21 protein-coding genes and 1 pseudogene are annotated in these 22,735 nt (G+C 57.6%); 13 read left to right on the plus strand and 9 right to left on the minus strand.

The window, feature by feature from the left end:
- Window positions 1–112: 112 nt before the first annotated feature.
- The 3 genes from RBB80_RS07135 to RBB80_RS07145 form a co-directional block, all read right to left on the minus strand.
- A complete protein-coding gene (locus RBB80_RS07135; RefSeq protein ID WP_433967522.1) occupies window positions 113–529 on the minus strand; it encodes a hypothetical protein in 417 nt (138 codons plus the stop codon).
- A gap of 44 nt (window positions 530–573) precedes the next feature.
- Window positions 574–1,419 carry a hypothetical protein gene (locus tag RBB80_RS07140; protein ID WP_433967523.1) on the minus strand — a complete coding sequence of 282 codons (846 nt, stop codon included), beginning with the start codon at window positions 1,417–1,419 and terminating at the stop codon, window positions 574–576.
- Between the two features lie 95 nt (window positions 1,420–1,514).
- Entirely contained in the window at window positions 1,515–2,363 is an 849-nt protein-coding gene (locus RBB80_RS07145; RefSeq protein ID WP_433967524.1) for a winged helix-turn-helix domain-containing protein, read from the minus strand.
- 103 nt (window positions 2,364–2,466) lie between these two features.
- Here RBB80_RS07145 and RBB80_RS07150 point away from each other — a divergent pair, with 103 nt between their 5' ends.
- The 3 genes from RBB80_RS07150 to RBB80_RS07160 all read left to right on the plus strand — a co-directional run bounded on the left by RBB80_RS07150 (window position 2,467) and on the right by RBB80_RS07160 (window position 8,086).
- A complete protein-coding gene (locus RBB80_RS07150; RefSeq protein WP_433967525.1) occupies window positions 2,467–2,832 on the plus strand; it encodes an aspartyl protease family protein in 366 nt (121 codons plus the stop codon).
- Window positions 2,833–2,978: 146 nt separating this feature from the next.
- Window positions 2,979–3,380 carry a hypothetical protein gene (locus RBB80_RS07155; protein WP_433967526.1) on the plus strand — a complete coding sequence of 134 codons (402 nt, stop codon included), beginning with the start codon at window positions 2,979–2,981 and terminating at the stop codon, window positions 3,378–3,380.
- Between the two features lie 602 nt (window positions 3,381–3,982).
- A complete protein-coding gene (locus tag RBB80_RS07160; RefSeq protein ID WP_433967527.1) occupies window positions 3,983–8,086 on the plus strand; it encodes a beta strand repeat-containing protein in 4,104 nt (1,367 codons plus the stop codon).
- Window positions 8,087–8,207: 121 nt separating this feature from the next.
- Here RBB80_RS07160 and RBB80_RS07165 read toward each other — a convergent pair whose 3' ends face one another.
- Window positions 8,208–8,729 carry a hypothetical protein gene (locus tag RBB80_RS07165; protein WP_433967528.1) on the minus strand — a complete coding sequence of 174 codons (522 nt, stop codon included), beginning with the start codon at window positions 8,727–8,729 and terminating at the stop codon, window positions 8,208–8,210.
- A 62-nt stretch (window positions 8,730–8,791) separates the two neighbouring features.
- Window positions 8,792–9,196 carry an SDR family NAD(P)-dependent oxidoreductase gene (locus RBB80_RS07170; RefSeq protein WP_433967529.1) on the minus strand — a complete coding sequence of 135 codons (405 nt, stop codon included), beginning with the start codon at window positions 9,194–9,196 and terminating at the stop codon, window positions 8,792–8,794.
- A gap of 161 nt (window positions 9,197–9,357) precedes the next feature.
- On the opposite strand from RBB80_RS07170, the gene RBB80_RS07175 reads away from it, so the two are divergent.
- The 4 genes from RBB80_RS07175 (at window position 9,358) to plsX (ending at window position 12,447) form a co-directional block, all read left to right on the plus strand.
- Window positions 9,358–10,299: a catalase family peroxidase gene (locus tag RBB80_RS07175; RefSeq protein WP_433967530.1), complete on the plus strand. Its 942-nt coding sequence runs from the start codon at window positions 9,358–9,360 to the stop codon at window positions 10,297–10,299.
- A 290-nt stretch (window positions 10,300–10,589) separates the two neighbouring features.
- On the plus strand, window positions 10,590–11,156 hold the full coding sequence (locus RBB80_RS07180; protein ID WP_433967531.1) for a YceD family protein: 567 nt from the start codon (window positions 10,590–10,592) through the stop codon (window positions 11,154–11,156).
- Window positions 11,157–11,223: 67 nt separating this feature from the next.
- Complete coding sequence (rpmF, locus tag RBB80_RS07185) at window positions 11,224–11,409, plus strand: 50S ribosomal protein L32 (protein ID WP_125485089.1); 186 nt, start codon at window positions 11,224–11,226, stop codon at window positions 11,407–11,409.
- A 33-nt stretch (window positions 11,410–11,442) separates the two neighbouring features.
- On the plus strand, window positions 11,443–12,447 hold the full coding sequence (plsX, locus tag RBB80_RS07190; RefSeq protein WP_433967532.1) for a phosphate acyltransferase PlsX: 1,005 nt from the start codon (window positions 11,443–11,445) through the stop codon (window positions 12,445–12,447).
- Window positions 12,448–13,365: 918 nt separating this feature from the next.
- Here plsX and RBB80_RS07195 read toward each other — a convergent pair.
- Window positions 13,366–13,689 (minus strand): hypothetical protein, encoded by a 324-nt coding sequence (locus tag RBB80_RS07195; protein ID WP_433967533.1) that lies wholly within the window; start codon window positions 13,687–13,689, stop codon window positions 13,366–13,368.
- Window positions 13,690–13,991: 302 nt separating this feature from the next.
- On the opposite strand from RBB80_RS07195, the gene RBB80_RS07200 reads away from it, so the two are divergent.
- Genes RBB80_RS07200 through RBB80_RS07210 form a run of 3 tightly spaced genes read left to right on the plus strand, consistent with a single transcriptional unit; the run spans window position 13,992 to window position 15,967 of the window.
- Window positions 13,992–14,711, plus strand: a complete 720-nt coding sequence (locus RBB80_RS07200) for an MBOAT family O-acyltransferase (protein WP_433967534.1) — start codon at window positions 13,992–13,994, stop codon at window positions 14,709–14,711.
- 54 nt (window positions 14,712–14,765) lie between these two features.
- Window positions 14,766–15,296 carry a hypothetical protein gene (locus RBB80_RS07205; RefSeq protein ID WP_433967535.1) on the plus strand — a complete coding sequence of 177 codons (531 nt, stop codon included), beginning with the start codon at window positions 14,766–14,768 and terminating at the stop codon, window positions 15,294–15,296.
- A gap of 47 nt (window positions 15,297–15,343) precedes the next feature.
- Window positions 15,344–15,967: a hypothetical protein gene (locus RBB80_RS07210; protein WP_433967536.1), complete on the plus strand. Its 624-nt coding sequence runs from the start codon at window positions 15,344–15,346 to the stop codon at window positions 15,965–15,967.
- On the opposite strand, the gene RBB80_RS07215 is transcribed toward RBB80_RS07210, so the two are convergent.
- The gene (locus RBB80_RS07215) at window positions 15,964–16,599 is read right to left on the minus strand and encodes a thiamine phosphate synthase (RefSeq protein WP_433967537.1); all 636 of its coding nucleotides are present in this window, start codon (window positions 16,597–16,599) and stop codon (window positions 15,964–15,966) included. The two genes, RBB80_RS07210 and RBB80_RS07215, sit on opposite strands and share 4 nt — an antisense overlap.
- A 164-nt stretch (window positions 16,600–16,763) precedes the next feature.
- On the opposite strand from RBB80_RS07215, the pseudogene sthA reads away from it, so the two are divergent.
- Window positions 16,764–18,163, plus strand: a pseudogene (sthA, locus tag RBB80_RS07220) (Si-specific NAD(P)(+) transhydrogenase).
- Between the two features lie 33 nt (window positions 18,164–18,196).
- Entirely contained in the window at window positions 18,197–19,093 is an 897-nt protein-coding gene (locus RBB80_RS07225; RefSeq protein WP_433967538.1) for an ROK family protein, read from the plus strand.
- 46 nt (window positions 19,094–19,139) lie between these two features.
- On the opposite strand, the gene mutM is transcribed toward RBB80_RS07225, so the two are convergent.
- A complete protein-coding gene (gene mutM, locus RBB80_RS07230) occupies window positions 19,140–19,973 on the minus strand; it encodes a bifunctional DNA-formamidopyrimidine glycosylase/DNA-(apurinic or apyrimidinic site) lyase (protein ID WP_433967539.1) in 834 nt (277 codons plus the stop codon).
- A gap of 98 nt (window positions 19,974–20,071) precedes the next feature.
- On the opposite strand from mutM, the gene RBB80_RS07235 reads away from it, so the two are divergent.
- A complete protein-coding gene (locus tag RBB80_RS07235; protein WP_433967540.1) occupies window positions 20,072–21,085 on the plus strand; it encodes a cytochrome D1 domain-containing protein in 1,014 nt (337 codons plus the stop codon).
- Window positions 21,086–21,240: 155 nt separating this feature from the next.
- Here RBB80_RS07235 and RBB80_RS07240 read toward each other — a convergent pair whose 3' ends face one another.
- Complete coding sequence (locus tag RBB80_RS07240; RefSeq protein WP_433967541.1) at window positions 21,241–22,668, minus strand: spermidine synthase; 1,428 nt, start codon at window positions 22,666–22,668, stop codon at window positions 21,241–21,243.
- Window positions 22,669–22,735: the final 67 nt, after the last annotated feature.

A 22,735-nucleotide genomic window follows, 5' to 3' on the forward strand; every position in this document is an offset into this window, starting at 1 on the left:
CGACGTGAGGAAGGCCCAGAATTTGCGCGGTATCCATTGACCTCTCCTTGCATTCCGTCGTGGGTCACCTCGGATCGGCAATCTTTTTCTCCAATCTGCTTGGCGAGTGCGGTCAAGGGATACTTCTTGCCAGCCATACGTTTGAGTCGTCTGCACTGCTGCCCGGGAGCGCGAGGCGCTTTCCATCAGGAGATGGTATGGCCGCCACATAGTGCACGTCTCCATCTTCATGTACCACTGTGAATCTGCCGTCCATATCGACTTTCAACAGGGTGCAGGGACTGTATGCACCCCAGGAAGAGAGGTGCGTACAAGCACTCACCCATAGGCTTTTACTATCAACGGCCCAATCCACACCACTGATTTCGCGCCATCCGGGCAGAGGGATGATTTTTTCGAAATCACCAGAGGTCGAGAGGATGCGAATCGCCGTGTCGTTGCCGAGCTTCGTCACGCTCACAGCGAGATATTTTCCATCCGCCGACAGAGACCAGCTCGGCCAATCGACGTCAGCCAGTCTGGACGCCATGAATCGTTCGCTTTCGCCTGAATTCGCCTTGAAGGAGAAAAATTTTACCTGGTAAGGTGGCCCCGAACTGTAAATGCACAGTGTGGAAGGAATGCGTGCGCACTGCAAGTTCCAGATTGCCGGGCCGTGCAACAGTTGTTGCGGTCCTCCCCTTCGAGTGGCGTACGCATGACGCGCATGTCATGGGATGCTTCGTCTCGCCCTGGCATCTGAAGATACAGAATCTCGCCTCCATCAGGAGTCAGTCTAGGAAGTGAATAGTCGCGGTCTCCGCCAATCAGAAGCTCAGGCTGTACCTGATCAATACCCTGCCTGAAAATATGCTGCCGTCCGTCACGATCAGAAATCAATAAGATGGCCTTACTGTCTGGCGTCCAGGAATGAACCTCGTCATCCCATTTTTCGTTAGTCAATCGGTTGGGAGAGAGTAACTTTTTGCCGCCTTCTCCCAGCTCTGCAATGTAGATATCGGCTTGGTACTCTACTCTTTTTACGGCTAATATCTTCCCATCCTTCGTGGCGCTGATCTGACCTATAAATCCACGACCGCTGGTTATCCGCACCCCCGAGTCCCGCGAGTCCGGTTGTGTGCGCCAGAGATTGGAGTCTTTTTCATTAGGCACATCTTCACTACGTGTGTAGATCAACGAGTTCTCCTGTGGCCAAGCGAGCAATTGGCCGAGGGCCGGATTCGAGATCAAGCGATCTGTTCGTCCGCTTGCAAGATCAAAGATCTCGATCGTTGAAGTATCTCTATCCCACAGATGAATGGTTTTCCTGACGTAAGCGACTCGCCTGCTGTCTGGCGACCAGGCAACAGGACTTAGATATTGCTCGTCGGATTCGTAAGCTCCGACGATTTTGTGCGGCGCTTCGCCGTCTGAACTCATCAACCACAGTTCACTTCGACCGAGCCCGGCTTGAAGGAAGGCTATCTGTGATCCGTCCGGAGAAACCCGGGCGAATGAGCCAGCGCCATTCAGTCTTATCGGCGTTCCACCCATCGTGGAGACTCGCCAGAGGCTCCTTGTATTCTTTGTGCCTTCGGTCCACAAGGAGACAACAAGATGCACGCTGTCCGGAAACCAGCCTTCGATATCAGCACGGGGAAGTCTTCTTGAAACGAGAGCTTATGCGTTTCTCCACCTTCGACTTGCCGCAGATACATCCCGGTTTTGTCGGTGAATGCAAGATATTTTCCATCAGGTGAGATGGCGGAGCTCATGACCGGTCTATCTTGCGGGTTGGCGGTGATTCTTGATTCGACGACGTTGGCCGGGCGAGGCTTTCTGATTTGGATGAATTCTCTTGCTGCGACGAGAGCGACGAGCGCGGCGCTTGCCCCGATTACCATCGTTCTCCGACGAACGGCGGTCGGCGGGCGAGGCAGGACCGCGACTGAGTAGTCGGGAAGAATCTCGGGATCGCTGAGGACCGGCTGCCATTCCAGACGGGTAGCGATGTCTACCGATGACTTGGACGGTAAGGAGGGTCTTGGGGCCGGTTCCGTTACAGTCACATCGCAGAGGAAACGGTATCCGACAGTCTGCACCGTGGCGATGTACTGGGGTTCGCGGGGATCATCCCCCAGCAGCCGCCGCAAGGTAGCGATGCTCTTTGTGAGGGAATTATCCGAGACTGCGCAGTCATTCCAGACCGCGTCGATAATCTCGTCTTTCGTGACCAGCCTGCCCGGGTTGCCCAGCAGGAACAGGAACACCCGAAATGCCTTCGGTTCAACCGGTGCAGTCTTGCCTGCTTTGACTAGAAGAAACTCACGCTCTATGACTTCGACATCCGCGAATCTGAAAACACGCGACTTATTGTCAGTCATAAATCCGTCACTCTCTTTTCAGGGACCCGTCACAACGCAGTCATGACAGCGTGGAAGCGTACTGCGAGATTGCACCCAGCCCATCCGGCTGAGGTACACTTGTATGTCATTCCGCCCCTTCTTTGCCTGTGTCAGCTTCGCAACCCTCTCCCTTACGGTCCTGGCTGAACCGCACTGTCCGGGAAAGGTGGCCAGTCTGCCCGTACGTATCGTCCAGGGCTCACAAATCATCGTCCCGCTATGGGTCAACCAGAATGGCCCCTATGATTTTCTGGTGGATACGGGTGCCCAGATTACCACTGTCGACTCCTCGCTGGCATCAGAATTACAGCTGAGCGTTCAGGGCATTACTGGCGTAGGGGAGCCGCAACGCATGGCCGATATGATTTCGCCTATCTCGGGCAGTTACGGGCTGGCGAGAAATCCGTCCCGGATTTGCTTGTCGTTATCGAGAATCTCTCCCAACTGAAGGCAGCCGATCCCCGGATCCGCGGTATCCTGGGAGACAATTTTCTCGAACATTTCGATCTGCTTATCGATAATCGAAGGCACATCCTATGCCTGGATGACTCAAATACTCTTGCTCTATTTGCCAAAGGTGAACGTGTTCCTCTCATGGAGCCCTACGGTCCGGCGAATGACCTGCCGTTTACAGGACCCATGATTGTGGCTGCCAGTATATCCAGCTTTCAGAAAGCGCCCCTACTCCTGAGGCTTGACTCGGGTAGTAACGCGGCCATGCTTCACGTCGCAAACCCGCAGATGAGGATGATGCTTAACAGCCGAACTCCGACTCTGATGCGCCTGATGGAGGGGACCGAACAGGTTTTCGCGGTTCTCCCGGGGCAGGACTTGGAAGTGGGCAAACATCGATTTCACGAAATCTCGTTTGTCGTGCCGATGAATGCGGTGGGAAACGGACAACGCCCACGCGAAGACGGCGTGCTCCCTACCATCGCATTTCAACGTGTATTTATCAGTCCTGCGGCTCGATATGCCGCCCTTGAACCATGGTGATGTGCGATCGTCTCCCAGTTAGCCATCGCACAGTATCAATAACAGCGTCGCTAAACTTGATCGCGAGCAGAGACTTAGATTCACAAACCTGTCACCCGCTCGGCTATTGATAACAGTTAGCTCACTCATTGAGAAAGTTGTAGCAAGCCTCATCGCGCATTGGGAAGTTACCCGATTCATTCTGCGGCTGGCCTGGACAGACTGAAACTTGGGATAGCAGGGTCATTCCCCCGGAACCTTGGGGACCGGAAGCTCAAAAGTTCGAAAATCGTCCACTAGGGCCGACCATTATTTGTTCCTGTTTTGAGCAGCTTACAATAGAATCCCATTCCTTCGTTTCGAACTACCCAGGAACGACTCTTGTTGATGCGTCCGCCTTGCAGGAAAGCTCGGCGGGTGCCCGTCGATTTATTAACAACTGAGAGTTTAGTAGTACTTCCACAAGCCTCAAGGGATGATCTGTCCTAAAAAATGACTAGGCAGCGCAGCGGTTTCCCGATACTATCGGAACGCTTCCGATAAAACAGAGCAGCACGGGACATAAGTCGTCTACCTCCGCTGGTCGTTCTACGGAACGACTTTTTGTTTGCTTTGGAGGACTTGTGCGCCACAGTGTTCTGTTCTTGGTTGGATCAACTCTTACCCTTTCCATACTAGTTGGTTGCAGTGGCAGTTCTCCATCTTCTTCTACTACTCCGCCCGCCGCCCCTCCCGTCGCTCCTGCGAATAATCCGGCTCCGACGATCACGTCCACCTCTCCGACGGGAGTCCTTGCGGGCTCCTCTTCGCAGACGCTCACCGTTACAGGTACCGGATATATCTCCTCCACTGCCGCGACCCTGAATGGTGCTGCCCTACAGGCGACTTATGTCAGCGGAACGAGCCTGCACCTGGCGGTGCCTGCATCCGCGCTCGCAGATGGGCAGGTGGCGAAGCTTGTGCTTTCGAATCCCTCGCCGGGAGGGGGCAGTTCTGCTCCGTCGGAATTCTCGATCATGAGCCCAACGCCAGTGGTGACCGGACTTTCGCCCGGTAGTACTCGGCAAGGCGTTCCAGCGACCATTACTGTCAACGGTAGCGGATTTGAGGCGAACTCTGTCGTGATGTACAACGGTGCGGCGCGACCGACGACCTTCGTCAACGGAACAACACTCCAGGTTTCACTTACTGCAGCCGATCTACAGAGCTTCGGCTCGGGGCAGATCTCGGTCAACAATCCAGGTCCCGGAGGCAGCAATACGACGCCAACGGAGCTGGTGATTGCGGCATCTGTCCCCACCATCCTTTCGGTCAACCCGCCGAGCGTTGCGGTCAACACCTCTTCCAGTGTGCCGGTCTTGATCAGCATCTCCGGAAGTGGCTTTGCGGCGAATGCGACAGTACAAGCAAACGGCACCTTTGTTCCTGTCACCAGCCAAAATGGAACGAACATCACCGTCTCGGTTCCATCAACTTTCTTTGCGGCTGCAGGATCCATTCAGCTCGTTGTAAGCAATCCCGGAACGCCGGTAGTTCAGTCAAACGCCGCAACGGTCTCAGTTGTTATGCCGACGCTGAGTTTCAGCATCTCGCCTAACTATGCAACGGCCGGTAGTCCGGACACCACAATCACCGTTTCGGGGAGCGGCTTCTTCGCGGACTCCGTCGTGATGTGGAACAACACCCCTCTTGCCACGACTTATGTCAACGCACAACAGTTGACCGCCGTTATTCCTGCCTCCTTCCTTTCAGGCTTCGCGCAGGCGAACATTCAGGTTTCCACTCCAGAGTCCCCGGGCCAGACGCTTCCCCCACAACCTTTTACTACTTTCCTCGCGCTGCCGATCAATGACATCGTCTATAACGCGGTGGATGGACTCATCTACGCATCCATCCCGGGTTCCGCGGGTGAAGGTCTCGGCAACACGATTGCCGGTATCGACCCTACCTCAGGCGTTATCGTAAAGACCATCTTTGTCGGCAGCGAGCCTACCCGCATGGCTCTCTCCAGCGACGGCACTCAACTCTTCGTCGGTCTGAATGGTGCAGGCGCGGTTCGACAGGTCAATATGGCCACCGCCACCGCCGGTATCCAGTTTTCGTTAGGCGGCGGACCAGGTATCTACAATCCTCCATACACGGCGCAGGGCCTCGCGGTGCTCCCTGGACAGCCCAACTCTGTCGCAGTCTATGGAAGTAATGGGATTGTGACGATCTTCGACTCCGGCGTGGCCCGGGCCAAGACCAGCACTGGCCTGAGCGTCTACTTCAACCAGAATTCTGGCAGCCTTTCCTTCGGCAGCTCCGCTTCGACTCTTTATCTCAACTCGCAATCGACGAGCGCCAACCTTTACGCACTCACCATCGACGCAAGCGGCGTCACGGGCGCGACGCCTCTTGGCAACGGAGGCGGTAACACCATTCAGTATGACAATGGACGTCTCTATCTTTCGTCCGGAGTTGTGTTGAACGCCAATTCTGGCTCCCAGCTTGGTCAGTTCTCCACGGCGTCAACCAATGGCGGCTCAAACCAACCGGTTGTTGCAGCCGGGCCTATCGTATCGGACTCGACGCTTGGACACGCGTGGATCGTTCCCTCCTCGTTCTCCACGAATACCAATCAGGTCGTGGCCTTCGATGAAACCACTTTCAATCCAACCGGTAGTATGCCGGTCACAGGCATTGGTTCCTACCCCTCGTCTTCGTTCAACAACGTTCCCGCAGATCTGGTCCGCTGGGGTCAAGACGGTCTGGCCTTCCATACGGCATCGCAGCTCTATGTGTTGCAAAGTCCTATTGTGAAGGACGTCACTACTTCTCCGGCTGATTTGTCGGTCAGCATTCAGGCGCCGGCGACCGCAACAACAGGCACAGCATTCAGCTACACCGTGCAGGTAGCAAATCTGGGCCAAAACGCGGCGGCGGGAGTCACTCTCACAACTGTACTGCCTGCCTCAGTGATCGGTGGAACCTATACCTCATCACAAGGCACCTGCAGCGGAGGCGGAGTTCTTTACTGCAGTCTCGGGGCGATCGCAAACGGCGGTTCGGCCAGCGTGACCATCTCCATAACTCCAACGGTCGCCGGTTCGCTCACGATGACGGGGTCTGTGTCTTCGGTCAGCTTCGATCCGGTTTCTTCCAACAATCAAGCCAATGCAAACACTACAGTGACTGGAAACGTATTCAACGCGACGCCCGACATCACACAGATCTCGCCGTCTCTGATTCAGGCAGGCAGCTCAACAACAACGTTGACTGTCGATGGTACCGGCTTCACCTCCGGCTCCAGCATTCTCTGGAATGGGCAAACGCTGCCTACGACTTTTGTCAGCGCGGGTCAGATGACTGCAACGGTTGACTCCTCGCTGATCCAGAACCTAGGTTGGGCGCAGGTCTCGGTCACTACCCCCACGCCGGGTGGAGGACAATCGGTCGGCCTCCCGCTGCATATTTACCAACTGCTGAATGTCCCCGCGAACGTCATCAGCTTCGATCCTTTCACGCGGAAGATCTACGCCGCGCTGCCAAGCACCTCAACCGGCATCACAGGCAACAGTCTGGTTGCCATCGACCCGGCTACCGGGAGCGTCGGGACTCCGATTACGGTAGGCAGCGAGCCGAACCTGCTCTCTGAGACCAGCGATGGCAACTACCTCTTCATCGGTCTTAGCGGAGCCAAGAGTCTGAGTCGGTTCAATCTCCTTAATCAAACCATGGATGTTACAGTTCCTATTGTTTCCACTGCGTTTGGCAATAGCGGCGACGTCGCCGCGACGAGTATCGCTGCGGTACCTGGGACGGATTCGAGCGTGGCCGTCGAATTCAATTCGTTCTACGGTATCGGTATCTACGATATTTCTGGCAGCACGGGTGCCTTCCGCAGCAACATCTCTCAACCCTACAGCGGCGACAACCCGGTCTTTACGGACGCGACGCACTTCTACGCCTACGACGCCTATACCACTGGCGCAGAGTTCTATCGATACAGCGTCGGTCCAACCGGGGTAACGCTAATCGATGGCACCACGCTAAACGGCCTTGGCGGCTTTGGGGGCAAGTTGGCGGTAGACGGCGGCCTAGTCTTTGGATCGTCTGGAGGCATTGTCAATCCCAGCACAACTCCGCCTTCACAGGTGGCCGTTCTTCCTCTGGGGAATGGCGCGTCCTCGATCAGTCTCTACGGCGGCGGCGTCATCCCTTATCAAGCCGAATCCAAGGCCTTCGTCATCGGCGTCAACGCCGCCGGTACGGCTGCCTACTATCTGGAGCGGTTTGATACTCAGCATTTCACGCAGGAGCAACAGATACAGCTACCCGGGAACTCAGTCTCGTCGTTGCCAGGAATTCGCTTTGGGCAGGATGGACTGGCCTATGTAGTACCGAACACGACAACCTCGAACACACCGCAGATTTTCCTGATGCGTGGGCCGTTCGTGGTTCCTGCAGAAGCAACAAGCAACCCTGCACCCACGCTGAGCAGCACTGATCAGGCCACTATAGCGGTCGGCAGCGGCAATCTCTACCTCACCGTTACGGGAACCGGATTCCTGCCCGGAGCCGTCGTGCTATGGAATGGATCTCCGCGAACCACCACGTTTGTCGACAATGCGCATCTGCAGGTGGCGATCGCGGCAGCCGATCTTGCCAGCCCACAAACTATCACTCTCGCTAGTCAGAACCCGGGCTCCGGGGATTCCAACAAGCTCACCGTTACCATCCAATAAGAAAGCGATCCAAGCGAGAGGGACAACCGCACCCCGGTTGTCCCTCTTGCCGTTTTGGCGATAGCAGGGTCATTCGCCATGAATGTTGATGCAGCCCGTCTTTTCTCCGCTGAGATCCTGATCAGACCCTCGTCGGGACAGCGCCAACATCTCCAAAGACTTTCATTCCCGTTAAATTTTCGCAGATCTGCCACAAGCGAGTTGCAGCGACGGTGTCATTCGCGTGCGCCGCTATCTTTGCCGGCCCCACTTCTTCACCACGCATCTCCTGAAAGCCTTGCGGTCCATAGTATCCACCGTCTTTTACTTCAAGAGCGGTTGAAGCATACAGCGTCGGGAGAGCCCCTTCGGAGTCTGTGTTGAGAGCAATGCCAATAACATGGCCCGCAAAGATACGTAAACGCTTTTCAAGTGCGGAATATTCGCCCGATTGGAAAAGATTAGTATTTGCAACTCCCGGGTGCGCCGCAACGCTCATGATGCGCGAATTTTCGGCGCGCAGGCGGCGGTCGAGTTCGAACGCGATTAGGAGATTGGCGAGCTTTGATTGTTGATAAGCGCCCATAGGAGAGTAATTTCGCTTCGAGTTCAAATCGTCGAAGTCTACGCGTCCGCGCTTATGCGCAATCGATGCAATCGTCACAACGCGAGGTCTCCCGGCTTGGTCAGCAGAAGATGCGACGGCAGCCTGCTGAAGCGCAGGTATCAGAAGTGCGGTAAGCGCGAAATGGCCAAGAACATTGGTACCGAATTGAAGCTCGAACCCATCGGCCGTCTCCATGCGATGGGGGGAGCCATGACTCCGGCGTTGTTAATAAGCAGGTCCAGCGGGCGATGTTGCGCGAGTTCCGCGGCGGCAAATTGTCGGATCGAAGTAAGAGAAGCGAGGTCAAGAATCGCCAGTTCAGTGTGCAAACCTGGCGAATCGGCTTCCATGCGAGCCAGGGCTGCTTCGCCTCGTTTCCGATCTCGGCACGCAAAGATTACGTGAGCTCCTTTGCGGGCGAGCTTCAAAGCAGCATGGTATCCGATACCGCTATTCGCTCCCGTGATCACAACCCGCTTGTCTGCGAGCGATGGAATGTCCGATGCTTGCCACTTCTTACTCATCAGTATTGGACGTGGTTGGGGGGCGGTGAAGATGCGAACTTTTTCTTTGTTCCGCGGGGGCAGACGTGTGTGCTCTTGTGCGAACAAATTTGCCGAGGGAAGAGTCGGTTGTAACTTTGGTTGAATCAGAGTTCAGTAGATTCTGACGAGGAGAAATAACGATGCCACTTCCTACCGACGAAAAAATCATCGCACTGAGCCAGCAACTGCTGCAGCAGTTTGACGCAATCTTCGGATTGAACCCGGGCTTTCGACCTGCTCACGCCAAGGGCATTATGCTGACTGGGACGTTTACGCCTTCTGCCGAAGCGGCCACACTTACCAAAGCTCCGCACATCATGCGGGAGTCGACGCCTGTGACCGTGCGATTCTCCGATTCAACAGGAATTCCCCTGGTCCCCGATAACGATCCGAATGCGAATCCTCGTGGATTCGCCATCCGGTTCAATCTTGCCGAGCACGTTCATACCGATATCGTCAGTCATTCGACGGATGGTTTTCCAACGAGGACAGGGCAGGAGTTTCTGGAGTTGCTGACGGCGTTGGCTACGAGCGACCCCAAGAATCTGACAGGTTCTCCGCTGGAGGCGTTTCTTGGTTCCCACCCGAAGGCATTGGCGTTTGTGCAGGCTCCGAAGCCTGCGCCTTCGAGCTTCGCGCGCGAGAGCTACTTTGGTGTGACCGCGATGAAGTTCACAAATAAGGACGGTGTTAGTCGGTTTGGGCGCTATCGGATTGTTCCGGAGGCTGGGAACGATCATCTGGATGATGCTGCAACTGCTGCTAAGAGCGCGAACTATCTGATGGACGAGATTGTGGAGCGAGTTGGTAAAGGTCCGATTAGGTTCAAAATTCTCGTGCAGCTTGCGAACGATGGCGATGTGGTAGATGATGCGACTATTCATTGGCCGGAAGGTCGGAAGATTCTAGAATTCGGGACATTCGCTTTGACTGCGTTGGTGGGAGATAACGCACACGAGCAGAAGCAGATCATCTTCGATCCGATTCCTCGGGTGGAGGGAATCGAACCTTCAGACGATCCGCTGCTGGAGCTGCGAGCGGCGATTTATCTATTGAGCGGGCGGCGGCGAAGAGCTGCTTAGAATCGATGTTCTGACGGAGGGGCCCACTGCGCGTGGAGCGGTCACTTCGTGACTTATATACCTTGTTGTGGCGCGTGGAAAGCAACCGTCCTCCCGTTGGTCGGAAAGAAGATTGTACCGACCAGCGGGAGGCTCTATGCGTATCATCCTGCCAAGACCGGTATACCCGTCACGAAGTGACCGCCCCACGCGCAGTGGGCTCGTCCGGCAGGACATAAGCTTCTGACAGGCTCTGAGGAGCGAGGAGCAGGGTATTTGATCTGTGGCGGGAACCTGCTACCCTTAATGATGTGCTGATTACTCCGCTCCAACTCGTAGATGAACCTCTTGAATTCAATGAAGTCATCGCACCAGGGGTGTTGGACTATGCCTCCGACATCCGGCAGGTGGGTCCGTTGCCCGTCAATGGCGTCGCGGACTTGCTGATTGAGCACAGAAGCTCCAGTTCGCATGTGAACGATATCCGGTTGCGGGCAAATTACAGTGCGGACTTCGAAATTCTTTGTGCCCGGTGCGTAGACCCGGTTGCGGTGCCGCTTTCGGGTGATTTTGACCTGATCTTTCGTCCCGAATCCGCGGATGCGGACGCCGGGGAGCGTTCTATTACTGCGGATGAGACCGAAATCGGGTATTATCAGGAGAGTGGTCTTTTGCTGGAGGATGTGGTGCGCGAGCAGGTGTTACTCTCCCTGCCAAGTCGCACTCTCTGCACGGCAGACTGCAAAGGGCTCTGCCCGCGCTGTGGTCAGAATCTGAATCAAGCGAAATGCTCCTGCGAAGAGGCTCCGGCTGATCCGCGTTGGAATGCGCTTGCGGGTCTGGGAAATCTGACAGACAAGCTCGAGTTGAAGCACTAATCAAGTTTTTGCCTCGTCGACTGCGTTTTTTACGTGATTGCCGCGGCCGATTGAAAGGGATACTGCAATGCCTAATCCAAAACGGCGCCACTCCAAGCAACGGACTGCCAAGCGCCGCAGCCACGACTTTTTGACCCCCACCGGCCTCTCGGAGTGCCCTAACTGCCACGAGCGCAAGCTTCCCCATCGTGCCTGCCGCAAGTGCGGTACGTACAAGGGCCGCGACGTTCTCGTGACCAAAGAAGCCAGCTAACATCTTCACCTCAAACCCTGCTCTTCCCTGCTGATGCCGACTGACATCGTTGTAGACGCAATGGGTTCCGACAAGGCCCCCGAGCCAGAGGTTCGCGGGGCCGTACTTGCTGCGCGTCAGTACGACGTTCGCGTGCACCTGGTTGGGCCCGAGGATAAGCTGCGGCCGATTCTGCGTCAGGCGTTGCGTGGACAGCGTCTACCGGTGTTCATTGTGCCTGCCAGCGAGTGGATCACGATGGACGACAAGGCCGCTCAGGCGGTCCGGTCCAAGCGTGATTCCACTATGCGGGTAGGGTTGAAGATGGTCCGCGAGGGACGTGCCGCGGGATTCTTCACTGCAGGAAACACCGGTGCGGCGATGGCTACCGCGAAGATGGTGCTGGGGATGCTTTCCGGCGTCGACCGGCCCGCGCTGGCCCAGATTCTGCCGACGGTCCATCGCATTCCTTCGCTGCTCCTTGATGTGGGGGCGAACGTGGACTGCGATCCGGACAACCTGGTGCAGTTTGCGGTGATGGGCCACATGTACGCCAAAACCATCCTGAAGATCCATAATCCACGCGTCGGCCTTCTTTCGATCGGGGAAGAGGACATGAAGGGCAACGCCCTGACCCGCGATACGCTGCCTCTGCTCCGCGCGCTGACGGGGATCAACTTCAAAGGCAATGTCGAAGGGCGCGATCTGTTCAACGGGCATAGTGATGTTGCGGTCTGCGACGGGTTTGTGGGTAACGTTGCGTTGAAGGCGATTGAGGGAACGGCGCAGTTGCTGAGCGCATCGCTGCGCGAATCGTTGAAGTCCACGGTGACCTCGCAGGTTGGAGCGCTGCTCTCGCGAAAGGCCTTCGCCGAGTTCAAGAAGAGGCTGGACTACTCGGAGTATGGCGGCGCGGTGCTGCTGGGAGTGCGCGGGGTATGCATCGTCGGGCATGGATCGTCGAACGAGAAGGCGATCATGAATGGCGTTCGTGTGGCGGCAGAGTTTGCCCAGGCCGAGGTGAACTCCGGTATCGAATCCGCGCTGCGGTCTTCCTAGGTTCCTCCCCCAATCTGTCACTGCCACCCCCGGGGGTTACTTGGAATAACTATTTTATTTACAGTGATATACCAAAAACCATAGATGTAAATTATTCATTTCAAACAGGTTGCTGGCAAATATGTCAAACTAAAAGACTTACCAATAAATCGACTTTGCAAAATCGAAGGGCCCCGGTAACCGAGGCCCTTCTTCTTGCTCTATAGCTATTATATCGCGCCGAAGCTAACTTATACGCCACGCGATTCTCCGCTGTTGACGGGGTTTTCGCGCGTAGGGGGCTTGACAAGAAGTTTGGGGTGGGCCGTTTGGGATAGCCTGAAAGGCCACCCGGGTGCGTTGATGATGAGGAGGAGCAGTGGGGTTCCCGGGTCAGCTTTGGAGCCTCACCGTTTCGTATCCTGATGGTCCAGGGGCAAACGAACATCCTCTTTGGTGTTGATGACAATCTGTAAAAGGGTGTTACACTCCAAAAAAAACCATTTGAGACCGAACCGTTCCTCGGCTCGGTGACCCAGGCCACGAAGCTGCCTTCGCTGTCTACCGACATCCCTTCGCGGGAGTCTTCAGGGATCCAACTGGTTTCTTCGCACAACGGGCCAAGCTGGGGACCTCCGGTGGGCATGTAGTTCGAATAGATTCCTCGGGCCAATCTTTTATCGATTCAAGCAGCAAGCGACTTCTGGTTACTGGATGTCTTGCTTTGGAGTCCAACTGCGGTTGTGGATCGATGGTGAGCTGTGTGGACAGTGTGGGAGTGTGCGCAAGATGACGATTTATATCCGGCTGGTTATGCATCGGGCAGGCTGAACGAACTAAGAGAGCTTCTAACGCGTCGGCGCCAAGCCGAAACGAATCGAAGCGGGATTGCACAATTGAGAGTAGTTGCACTTAGGGTCCAGTATTCCGTTCAACATCCTAAGAGGTAGGCATGGTCTTTAATTCCTGGTCTTTGTTGTTTTCTTTGCCATTGTTCTCCTGCTCCACGCGATGCCTTTTTCCTGGAGCGTGAAGAAGGTCAACCTCCTGGTTGCCAGTTACATCTTCTATGCGGCCTGGAATCCGCCGTTCGTGATTTTGCTCTGGCTGTCGACCGTGGTGGACTGGTTCGCAGCGCGTGGACTCGCGCAGGCAGAGCAGCAATGGAAGCGCCGTGCGTGGATGCTGCTGTCCATCATTGTGAGCCTGGGACTGCTGTGCTACTTCAAATACGGCCACTTTCTCGTCGAGAACTTCGCCCATCTGGTGTCGCTGGCGGGCTTCAAATACAGCCCTCCGCAATCGAGCATTGTGCTTCCGATCGGCATCTCGTTCTACACCTTCGCCACCATGTCCTATACGTTGGACATTTATCTACGTCGCGCGGTGCCGGCGCGCAACTTCCTCGACTACGCGCTCTTCGTTACGTTCTTTCCTCACCTCGTCGCCGGTCCGATCATGCGGCCAACCGAGTTGGTCCCGCAGTTTGAAGTTCCACACAAGGCGACGCCGGATCAGCTGCGTTTTGGTTTGGCCCTGATGACGCTGGGGCTTTTGAAAAAGCAGTGCTGGCCGACGGCTTTCTGGGCCCGGTGGTCGACCAGGTGTATAGCGGCAGAGTCGTCCCGGGCTTTGTGGATGCCTGGGTGGGGACGCTGGCATTCAGCGGACAGATCTTCTGCGACTTCGCCGGCTACTCGATTACCGCGATCGGTGCTGCGCTTTGCCTGGGCTTCGCTCTCTCGGACAACTTTCGCTTCCCGTATGCGGCGATTGGGTTCACTGACTTCTGGCGCAGGTGGCACATCACGCTCTCGGCCTGGCTGCGCGACTATCTTTACATTCCGCTCGGCGGCAATCGCCACGGAGACGCGCGGACCTACTTCTCGCTGATGGCCACCATGTTGATCGGCGGGCTTTGGCATGGTGCGAGTTGGACCTTCGTAGTGTGGGGAGGCTTGCACGGTCTCTACCTGTCGGTCGAAAGAGTGCTGCGCAAACGGTTCCGTGGATATCGGCCGGGACCGATCGCGTCTGCCGGGCTCGGGCTGCTGACCTTCGTGCTGGTGAACATTGCATGGGTCTTCTTTCGGGCGAAGACTTTTCACCAGGCAATCGTGATCCTGCGGGGTATGTTCGGCAGAAATGCGCATGCCGAACCTGTGCTGGCCGCGATTTATATCATCACCACGATGGTGATCATGGGCGGCTTGTTGCTGGCTCACAGCTTTATGCGCAACCAGACGCTCGAGGCGGCGATCGGGCGCGCACACCCACAGCGCTGACAGCTCTGTGGACCATCATGGCCTTCGCAGTGGTAATTCAACACGGAGAGAGCAATGGCTTCATCTATTTCCAGTTCTAGCGCCGTCCACGACATTGTTCGCGAGCCCCTTCCCTCCGGTCTGCGACTTACCGCAGCCGACCGTCCAGGTGTTGCGCAGCCGGTGCCGGAACGCGACATCCCCGATCAGCCCTGGCGGGCAATGTCGCTCGTCGTGCTGGTCCTTGTGATTCTGTTCACGTCCCTCTGGGAGTGGAAGATGCGCAGGCTTGAGCTTGTCCCCGGGGATTCGAGCGGCACCTATGACGCCTGGGCTGAGCTGCGACGGCAAGTGGATAAGCGTGACGTACCCGTGGCCATCATCAGTGATTCGCGTTTGTTGTATGACACCGATCTCGATCGCATGGAGCAACTGACCGGAGTTCGCCCGTTGCAGCTGGGCATCGCAGGGGGAGCGCGTTACCTGTCCTGGAGGATATTGCTGACGACCCGCACTTCAAGGGCCTGGCGATCGTGGGAATGGCCGAAACCGTATTTTTCGATACCGTGTACTCCGTTGCGCGACCGAAGAAGGCTCTGGCGTTGAGCAAGTGGGAGTCCCCGTCCAATCGCGCATCGTTCCGGATCCAGCGCGTGATCGCACCTGGCCTGGCGATGCTCGATGACAGCTATCAACTGAGCACGCTTGTCTTTCAGCTCGATCCTGATTGGAGGCGTGGAGTGAAGGGGCCTTATCACGATGTCTGGAAGGTAGGGGAGAGGACCACGAACGGGCAATCTTCCATCTGGCGCCGACTTGAACATGATCAACGGCTCAGCGAACACGCTCGGACGGTCTGGCATGAGCTGTTTCCGCCCTTCCCGATTGAAGACAAGAATGTCCAGGAGATTCTGGTAAGAACAAAGATCGCTGTCGATAAGATCCGTGCTCGCGGTGGCGATGTGGTCTTCGTGCGGCCTCCTTCGGCGCCGGATCTGCGTGCGGTGGAAGACAGGCACATACCTCGAGCCAGCGGATGGGACGCGCTGCTCGCGTACACGCACACGAACGGCATTCACATTGATGATCTTCCGACCGTGCAGCACCTGACTCTGCCGGAGAGTTCTCATCTCAGTCATGGCTGCGCGACGGTCTTTACCGACGCATATATACGCGTGGTGGCTCAGCAGACACCGTTGCTGCACCTGAAAGCAGACCTGCCGCCAGCGCTCTCTACACGTGATTGCGTTCCATCGGCAGTAGCCAGCGCCGACTAGGGACTGTGGAAGAGTCGGATTCCTGCGACTCCTGCGGCGCCGGCTTCGAGGCAGGATGGCGCGTTCTGGAGGGTGACTCCGCCGAGCGCGTAAACCGGGATAGGAGCGGCGGCGGTACAGGCGGCGCGTAGTTGGTCGAGGCCCTGACCGGGAAGCTTTTGTCCGTCCGCGAGGGGTTTTTCGAAGACAGGGGCATAGAGGATTGCATCGACCTGGTCGTGGCGGGCGCGGTGGACGTCGGCGAGGGTGTGGCAGGAGACCGTTATGACGGGTTTTGGAGCGTGGGCAGAGTGGAAGAGGTCGCGGATTTGGGCAGGGGAGAGCTCGTCGGGCGATGCGGAGAGATGGACGCCGTGAGCGCCGGTGGCGAGGGCGATGTCGGGGCGGGAGTTTATGAGCAGACGTGTCGGGCTGGTGGCCAAGGCTATTTTTTCCAGCAGGTTACGGGTGAGGGTCGCGAGCGTGCCCGCGGGAAGGTCTTTTTCTCTTAGCTGAAGGAGGTCGATGCCGTCGGCGATCCATCGTGTGGCCTCGTGGAGGAGAGCGGCTTGTTTTTCCTGCTCGTCGCCAGGGTAGAGCGCGCGGCTGGTGATGGCGTAGCGAAGCATGGTGAGATCAGTGTATGGTGCCAACGCCCCCTCAGTGGAGTCTGCGATGTTGGTGTGGTAGTTTCAAGGCAGTAAGGCGAACGCGCACACAGTCAAGAAACTGGCCCCTCACGATCGCCAAGCAGGGGCCGATAACGGGACAAGACCCGCCGAGACGTTGGAGTGGATGTCCATGAGTATGTGCCAATATGAGTAGTAGTGTTTACGATCTGATTGTTATCGGGTCCGGGCCGGCCGGGCAGCGAGCTGCGATTTACGCTTCCAAGCTGGGTAAGAAGGTCGCACTGGTGGAGATGCGCGAGGTAGTGGGGGCGCCTGCATCAGCACCGGCACCATTCCCTCCAAGACCATGCGGGAGGCGGTGCTTCACCTCTCCGGATATAACTACAAGTCCATCTACGGGATGAACTACCGGGTGAAGGAACGGATCACGATGGCGGACCTTGCGTTCCGGGTGCAGCACGTGATCAAGACCGAGATCGACGTGACCGAGGCGCAGCTTTCGCGGAACAACATCGAGATGCTGGTTGGGGTGGCGAGCTTTGAAGATGCGACGCATGTGAAGGTGACGAACTCGCGCGGCTCAGCCGTGTATGAGGGGACCAATATCCTGATCGGAACCGGGACCAAGCCGGCGTCTTCGCCGAAGGTGCCGATCAACGGACGCAGCATCATCAACAGCGACCTTGTACTGGAGCTGGTGAACCTGCCGAAGACGATGATTATCGTGGGCGGCGGCGTGATCGGGGTGGAGTACACCTGTATGTTCTCAGCCCTCGGGGTGCGGGTGACGCTGATTGAGCGGAGGCCGCGGCTGCTGGAGTTTGCCGACCAGGAGATCATCGAGGCGCTGAGCTACCATCTGCGGGATTCGCGGGTGACGATGCGGCTGAACGAAGAGGTGGAGTCGGTGGAGGAGATGCCGGACGGAACCGTCGTGGCGAATCTCGAGAGCAAGAAGAAGGTTCAAGGTGATGCGCTGCTGTACGCGGTCGGTCGTCAGGGCAATGTGGATGAGTTGAACCTGGCTGCGGTCGGCATCGAGTCGGACTCGCGCGGGCGCATCCCGGTGGATAAGGACTTCAGGACGAAGGTGCCGACGATCTTCGCCGTGGGCGATGTGATTGGATTTCCTTCTCTGGCTTCGGTGTCGATGGAGCAGGGTCGCGTCGCCGCAGCACGGGCGTTTGGAGACGAAAAGATCCTGTCGAATCCGGGGCTATATCCGTATGGAATTTATACGATTCCGGAGATCAGCTTTATCGGCAAGACGGAAGAGCAGCTGACCGAGGAGGACGTGCCGTACGAGGTTGGCGTGGCCTACTACCGCGAGATTGCGCGTGGCCAGATTCGCGGCGATACGACGGGCCGGCTCAAGATCATCTTCCACCGGATGACGCACGCGATCCTCGGAGTGCACATCATCGGCGAGGGTGCGAGTGAGCTGTTGCACATCGGTCAGGCCGTAATGGCCCTGGGCGGAACGCTGGATTATTTCGTGGATACGGTCTTCAACTATCCAACTCTCGCAGAATGTTATAAAGTTGCGGCTTTCAACGGGTTGAACCGCGTCAGCAAATTTGAGTAGAGACGCGGCACCCAGGACGAGGCGGACAGGGTAATGGCAAAGACAATTGGAGTAATTTTATCGGAGCGCATTTCGGCCGGCTTGGTGGTGGATCACAAACTCGTCGGGCCGGTACGACGTTTTCCTGAAGATCATGACGACGAAGACGCGCTGGTGGAGCAGCATACGGAAGCGCTGGTGGAGACGATCACAAACCAGGTGCTCCTCGCAGCCGATGGCGCGAAGGATTTCACGGCGGTCGGAGTGGCTTTGCCCGGGTTGGTGAAGGATGGCGTGGTTGCTGAGGCGCCGAATCTGCCGCAGTTGAAGGGCGCGAAGATCCAGGAGTTGCTCGTCGGACAGTTGCGCAGTCACGGGCTCGACGTAAGCGTTACGGCGGTGAACGATGCCGATGGCATGGCGGCGGGGCTTGCTTCGATGCACGGCAAGCTGGACAGCATGATTCGGGTGTGGACGCTTGGCGTAGGAATCGGCTACGGGCGGTATCCGTTTGCTCCCGGAGTGTGGGAGGGCGGCCACACGGTGGTGACCCTCGACGAAAAAGAGCGCTTCTGCGGGTGCGGCGGGCGCGGACACATGGAAGGGATCATGGGGCATCGTGCGATGCGTCTGCGCTTCCTCGACATGGAGCCGGAGGAGGTCTTCGATGCGGCGAAACAGGGCGATGCCCGCTGCATGGACTTCAAACGGCTCTGGCACAAGGCTTTGGCCGCAGCGTCGGCGACTACGATTCATATGGCAGGGCCGGGGAAGATCTTCATCGCGGGATTCAACACGCGGTTTCTCGATATGTCCATGCTGAAGGATTATCTGCAGCAGATGGTGAAGATGAGTCCGCTGCAGGGATACTCGCTGGAGATCGTCGACGATACGCCGGAGGTGCGGGTCATCGGCGCTGCGGTCTCGGCCGAACAAGCGGCCGTTCGGTAAGAGGTAGTTAGTCCTCGTTCGAATGTCATCGATCCAGCAGTAGCAGCTACTTCTGGCAGGCGGGGCAGAAGTGTGTGCTTCGCCCACCAACCACGACGCGCTTGATGGGCGTGTCACAGATGCGGCAGGGTTGGCCGGTTCGCGAGTAAACGTGATGGTGCAGTTGGAAGAAGCCGGCAACTCCGTCCGCGTCGACGTAATCGGAGACCGACGAGCCGCCCAGTTTGATCGCCTCGGTCAATACCTTGACCAATGCCGCGTGGAGACGAGCTAGTTCGGCGCGTGTCAGGCGTCCGGCATGGCGCGTGGGGCGAATGCCGGCATGGAAGAGACTCTCGTCGGCGTAGATATTGCCGACTCCGTGGAGTAGCGACTGATTCAGCAGCGCGGCTTTGATGGGGGTTTTGCGGCCACGGAAGAGTGCGATGAAATCCTCGAGTCCGATGGTGAGTGGTTCGGCACCTGGGCCGGCGTACTTCTCCTCTGGAGTCGCAGCTTCTACGACGGACAGCCGGCCGAAGCGGCGAGCATCGACGAATCGAAGCTCCTTTCCGCTGCTGAGTGCCAGGATCGCGTGGGTGTGCGGCGGAATCGGAGTGTCGGGGGTGGAGACGAGCAGGCGGCCGGTCATGCCGAGGTGGACGAGGAACTGCGCTGGCCTCTCTTGGTTCTGTCTTGAGCGAATCAGATCCAGGACGACCGTTTTGCCGACGCGATGGACGCGTTCGATGCGGCTGCCGGTAAGAGCTTCGATGATCTGATCCGGGGAAGATTTGAAGGTTTGAGGCTTGTTGCTGGTCCAGACCGAGAGGACGGTTTGGCCGTGGATACGGGCATGCACGCCATTTGCGACCGTCTCGACTTCGGGGAGTTCGGGCATGGGATCTTTTGAAAGTATAGGCGGGCCAGAGCAGATCTCGTTTGAGCTTCGAATTTAATTGGGGGAGGCAGCGATTCAGCGGATATACTTGTCGCCCTATGAAGAAGACTGTCTTCGCACGTTGTGTGGCGATGTTTGGGTTGGTGGGCGTTGCCGCGGGTTTTTCGGGTGCTCAAAACAAAAACGTAGAGCCATTGTTGCTGGTGGTGAATCAGGGAGACCGCGATCTGAGCCTGATCGATCCTGGTGCGGGCAAACAAATGGCTGCTGTGCCGGTGGACGGTGTGACTGGCCACGAAGTGGCGGCTTCGCCGGATGGAGGCACGGCGTATGTGCCGATCTATGGCAGTGCGGGCGTGGGTAAGCCGGGCACAGACGGCAGCAAGATCTCCGTGATTGATCTTGCCAGCCACAAGGTTGTGCACACGATCGACTTCGGACATGGCGTGCGGCCGCACTGCGTGATCTACGACAAGAACACCGGAATGCTGTACGTGACGACGGAGCTGGATAAGACAATCAGCATCATTGACCCGAAGACGTTGAAGATCGTCGGCAGCGTGCCTACCGGGCAGGAGCAGTCGCATATGCTGGCGCTGTCGCGTGATGGTTCGCGTGGATATACGGCAAATGTTGGACCGGGCACGGTGTCAGTGCTTGATATGAAGGCGCGCAAGACGCTGGCAATCATTCCGATCTCGACCGATACGCAGAGGATTGCGATCTCGCGCGACGATAGCATGGTGTTCACCGCCGACCAGACCAAGCCGCAGCTAGCGGTCATCGATACCGCGACCAACAAGCTCAGGACGTGGGTCTCGCTGCCGAGTGTGGGATACGGAACGGCATCGACACTCGACGGGCGGTGGCTGCTCGTGGCGCTGCGAACGACGCATCAGGTGGCGGTCGTCGATCTGAAGTCGATGCAGGTGGCTCGAACGATCGACGTTGCGGATGGGCCGACGGAGATCCTGATGAATCCCGATGGCAAGTCTGCGTTTGTCTCCTGCTTCAGAAGCAAGCAGGTGGCAGAGATCGATCTTGAACATTGGAAGATGGCGCGGTTGATCGATGCCGGGGATGCCGCGGACGGGCTGGCGTGGGCGAAGTAGCGCACTTCGTGCTTTCCGTTGGTCGGCGGAAGATTGTCGACGCGAACAACGGGACCACCACCGAAGGGGTATACCTGTCACGAAGTGACCGCGCTCCGCGCAGGAGGCCCGTCCGGCAGGACAACTCTCTTCATCAAAAACAAAAAGAAGGCGGCCTAGTGGTGCGATAGCTGCAGGATGGGCAGGATGCTGGAGTAGTCGTCCGTCCAAACGCGCAGGCGTGCGTCAGTGGGGACGGCGCTGACGGCGGCTGCGAGCTCGGGTTGATCGAAGAAGGTTGGGCTTGAGGTGAGCAGAATCCAGGTGGCGCGATAGGCTCCGAGGGAGTCGTCGGGCTGGCTTTCGATCAACTTCGACTGCAGGTTGGCGGCGCGGGCTAATTGCCCGATCTCGGGTGCGAGGTTGAGGTACTGGTTGGAGACGTGGAAGGCCAGGATACCGTCGGGCGCGAGATGTTTTTTGTAGAGCGCGATCGCTTCGATGGTAAGCAGGTGGAGTGGAATGGCATCGCCGGAGAAAGCATCGACTGCGATGACGTCGAAGTTCTGCGGCGTCTCGCGCGTCAATGAGGTGCGTGCGTCACCGTCGGCGAAGGTGATCTGCGCCGGGGAGTCGCGGAGATAGGTGAAGAGATTTTGGGCGATGGGGCGCACCAGTGGGTTGATCTCGTAGAAGCGGATGCGGTCGTTAGCCACCCCGTAGGTTGCAATCGTGCCGGTGCCGAGTCCGATGACCGCGATGTTGCGGGGACGCTCGCCGCAGCAGTGATGAAGGGCGAGTCCGATGCCGGAGTTGTCAGCGTAGTAAGTGGTGGGGGTTCGGGTAAGGCCAGGCGCGAAGAGCTGCGTGCCGTGCTGGATGGTGCCGTTCAGCAGCATGCGCTCGGTGCCGCCGTGCGGGCCGGTCCTCTCCTTGACGCGGAGGGTTCCGTAGAAGTTGCGCACTTCGAGGATTGCCTCGCGGGCGTAGGCGGTGTGAAGCATGATCGCGAAGACGAGCAGCAATGTGGTGGCCGTGGACCAGAGCAGGCGCTGCGGCCAGCCGTCGCTCCATGTGACGACGATAGCCAATGCAGCGGTGACCAGGAACGAGATGGCAAGATCGTAGTTGGCGGAGAAGATCATCGGACTGGCGATGCCGATGCTGAAGGTTCCGGCTGCTCCTCCGGCGGCGATCAGCAGATAGAAGAGCGTGGTCTCGGTGGGGTTTTCCGGGCGCAGAGCGTAGGCCTCGGAGTGGCAGAAAAGTCCGGCGACGAAGCACTCTGCGAGGAAGAAGAGGATAGCGATGCCGATGGGCAGGCTCACATCGGTCTTCGAGATGGCGTAGCCGAGGCTGGCCAGCATCACGACCAGCAGACGAACGACGATGCCTCGACGGTAGAGTGCCGGAAACTCGAAGGCGAGGATGAACGTGAGCAGGTAGACGGCGAGAGGCAGCATCCAGAGCAGAGGAATCGCAGCGATGTTGACGGTGAGGTGGCTGGTGACCGCGCAGAGCTGCATCGCGGCGGCCATCGGTAGCAGGAACCAGAGCCACTTTGCTTTGGCGGGAGCAGGGGCTGGGGCCTGTGTTTCTTCCACAGGGTCAACCGGCGCAGGTGCGGGCAGTTGGCGCGTTATGGTCGCACAGAAGACGGCGTAGACGATG

Origin of the sequence: Tunturiibacter gelidiferens (assembly GCF_051013345.1) — a bacterium.
GTDB lineage: Bacteria > Acidobacteriota > Terriglobia > Terriglobales > Acidobacteriaceae > Edaphobacter > Edaphobacter gelidiferens_A.

Bases quoted from the DNA above. Each gene is read 5' to 3' on its own strand.
- RBB80_RS07135 (WP_433967522.1), bottom strand. From the start codon at position 529: ATGGCGTCCAGACTGGCTGACGTCGATTGGCCGAGCTGGTCTCTGTCG.
- RBB80_RS07140 (WP_433967523.1), bottom strand. From the start codon at position 1,419: ATGAGTTCAGACGGCGAAGCGCCGCACAAAATCGTCGGAGCTTACGAA.
- RBB80_RS07145 (WP_433967524.1), bottom strand. From the start codon at position 2,363: ATGACTGACAATAAGTCGCGTGTTTTCAGATTCGCGGATGTCGAAGTC.
- RBB80_RS07150 (WP_433967525.1), top strand. From the start codon at position 2,467: ATGTCATTCCGCCCCTTCTTTGCCTGTGTCAGCTTCGCAACCCTCTCC.
- RBB80_RS07155 (WP_433967526.1), top strand. From the start codon at position 2,979: ATGGAGCCCTACGGTCCGGCGAATGACCTGCCGTTTACAGGACCCATG.
- RBB80_RS07170 (WP_433967529.1), bottom strand. From the start codon at position 9,196: ATGAGTAAGAAGTGGCAAGCATCGGACATTCCATCGCTCGCAGACAAG.
- RBB80_RS07175 (WP_433967530.1), top strand. From the start codon at position 9,358: ATGCCACTTCCTACCGACGAAAAAATCATCGCACTGAGCCAGCAACTG.
- rpmF (WP_125485089.1), top strand. From the start codon at position 11,224: ATGCCTAATCCAAAACGGCGCCACTCCAAGCAACGGACTGCCAAGCGC.
- plsX (WP_433967532.1), top strand. From the start codon at position 11,443: ATGCCGACTGACATCGTTGTAGACGCAATGGGTTCCGACAAGGCCCCC.
- RBB80_RS07195 (WP_433967533.1), bottom strand. From the start codon at position 13,689: ATGGGCGAAGTTCTCGACGAGAAAGTGGCCGTATTTGAAGTAGCACAG.
- RBB80_RS07205 (WP_433967535.1), top strand. From the start codon at position 14,766: ATGGCTTCATCTATTTCCAGTTCTAGCGCCGTCCACGACATTGTTCGC.
- RBB80_RS07225 (WP_433967538.1), top strand. From the start codon at position 18,197: ATGGCAAAGACAATTGGAGTAATTTTATCGGAGCGCATTTCGGCCGGC.
- mutM (WP_433967539.1), bottom strand. From the start codon at position 19,973: ATGCCCGAACTCCCCGAAGTCGAGACGGTCGCAAATGGCGTGCATGCC.
- RBB80_RS07235 (WP_433967540.1), top strand. From the start codon at position 20,072: ATGAAGAAGACTGTCTTCGCACGTTGTGTGGCGATGTTTGGGTTGGTG.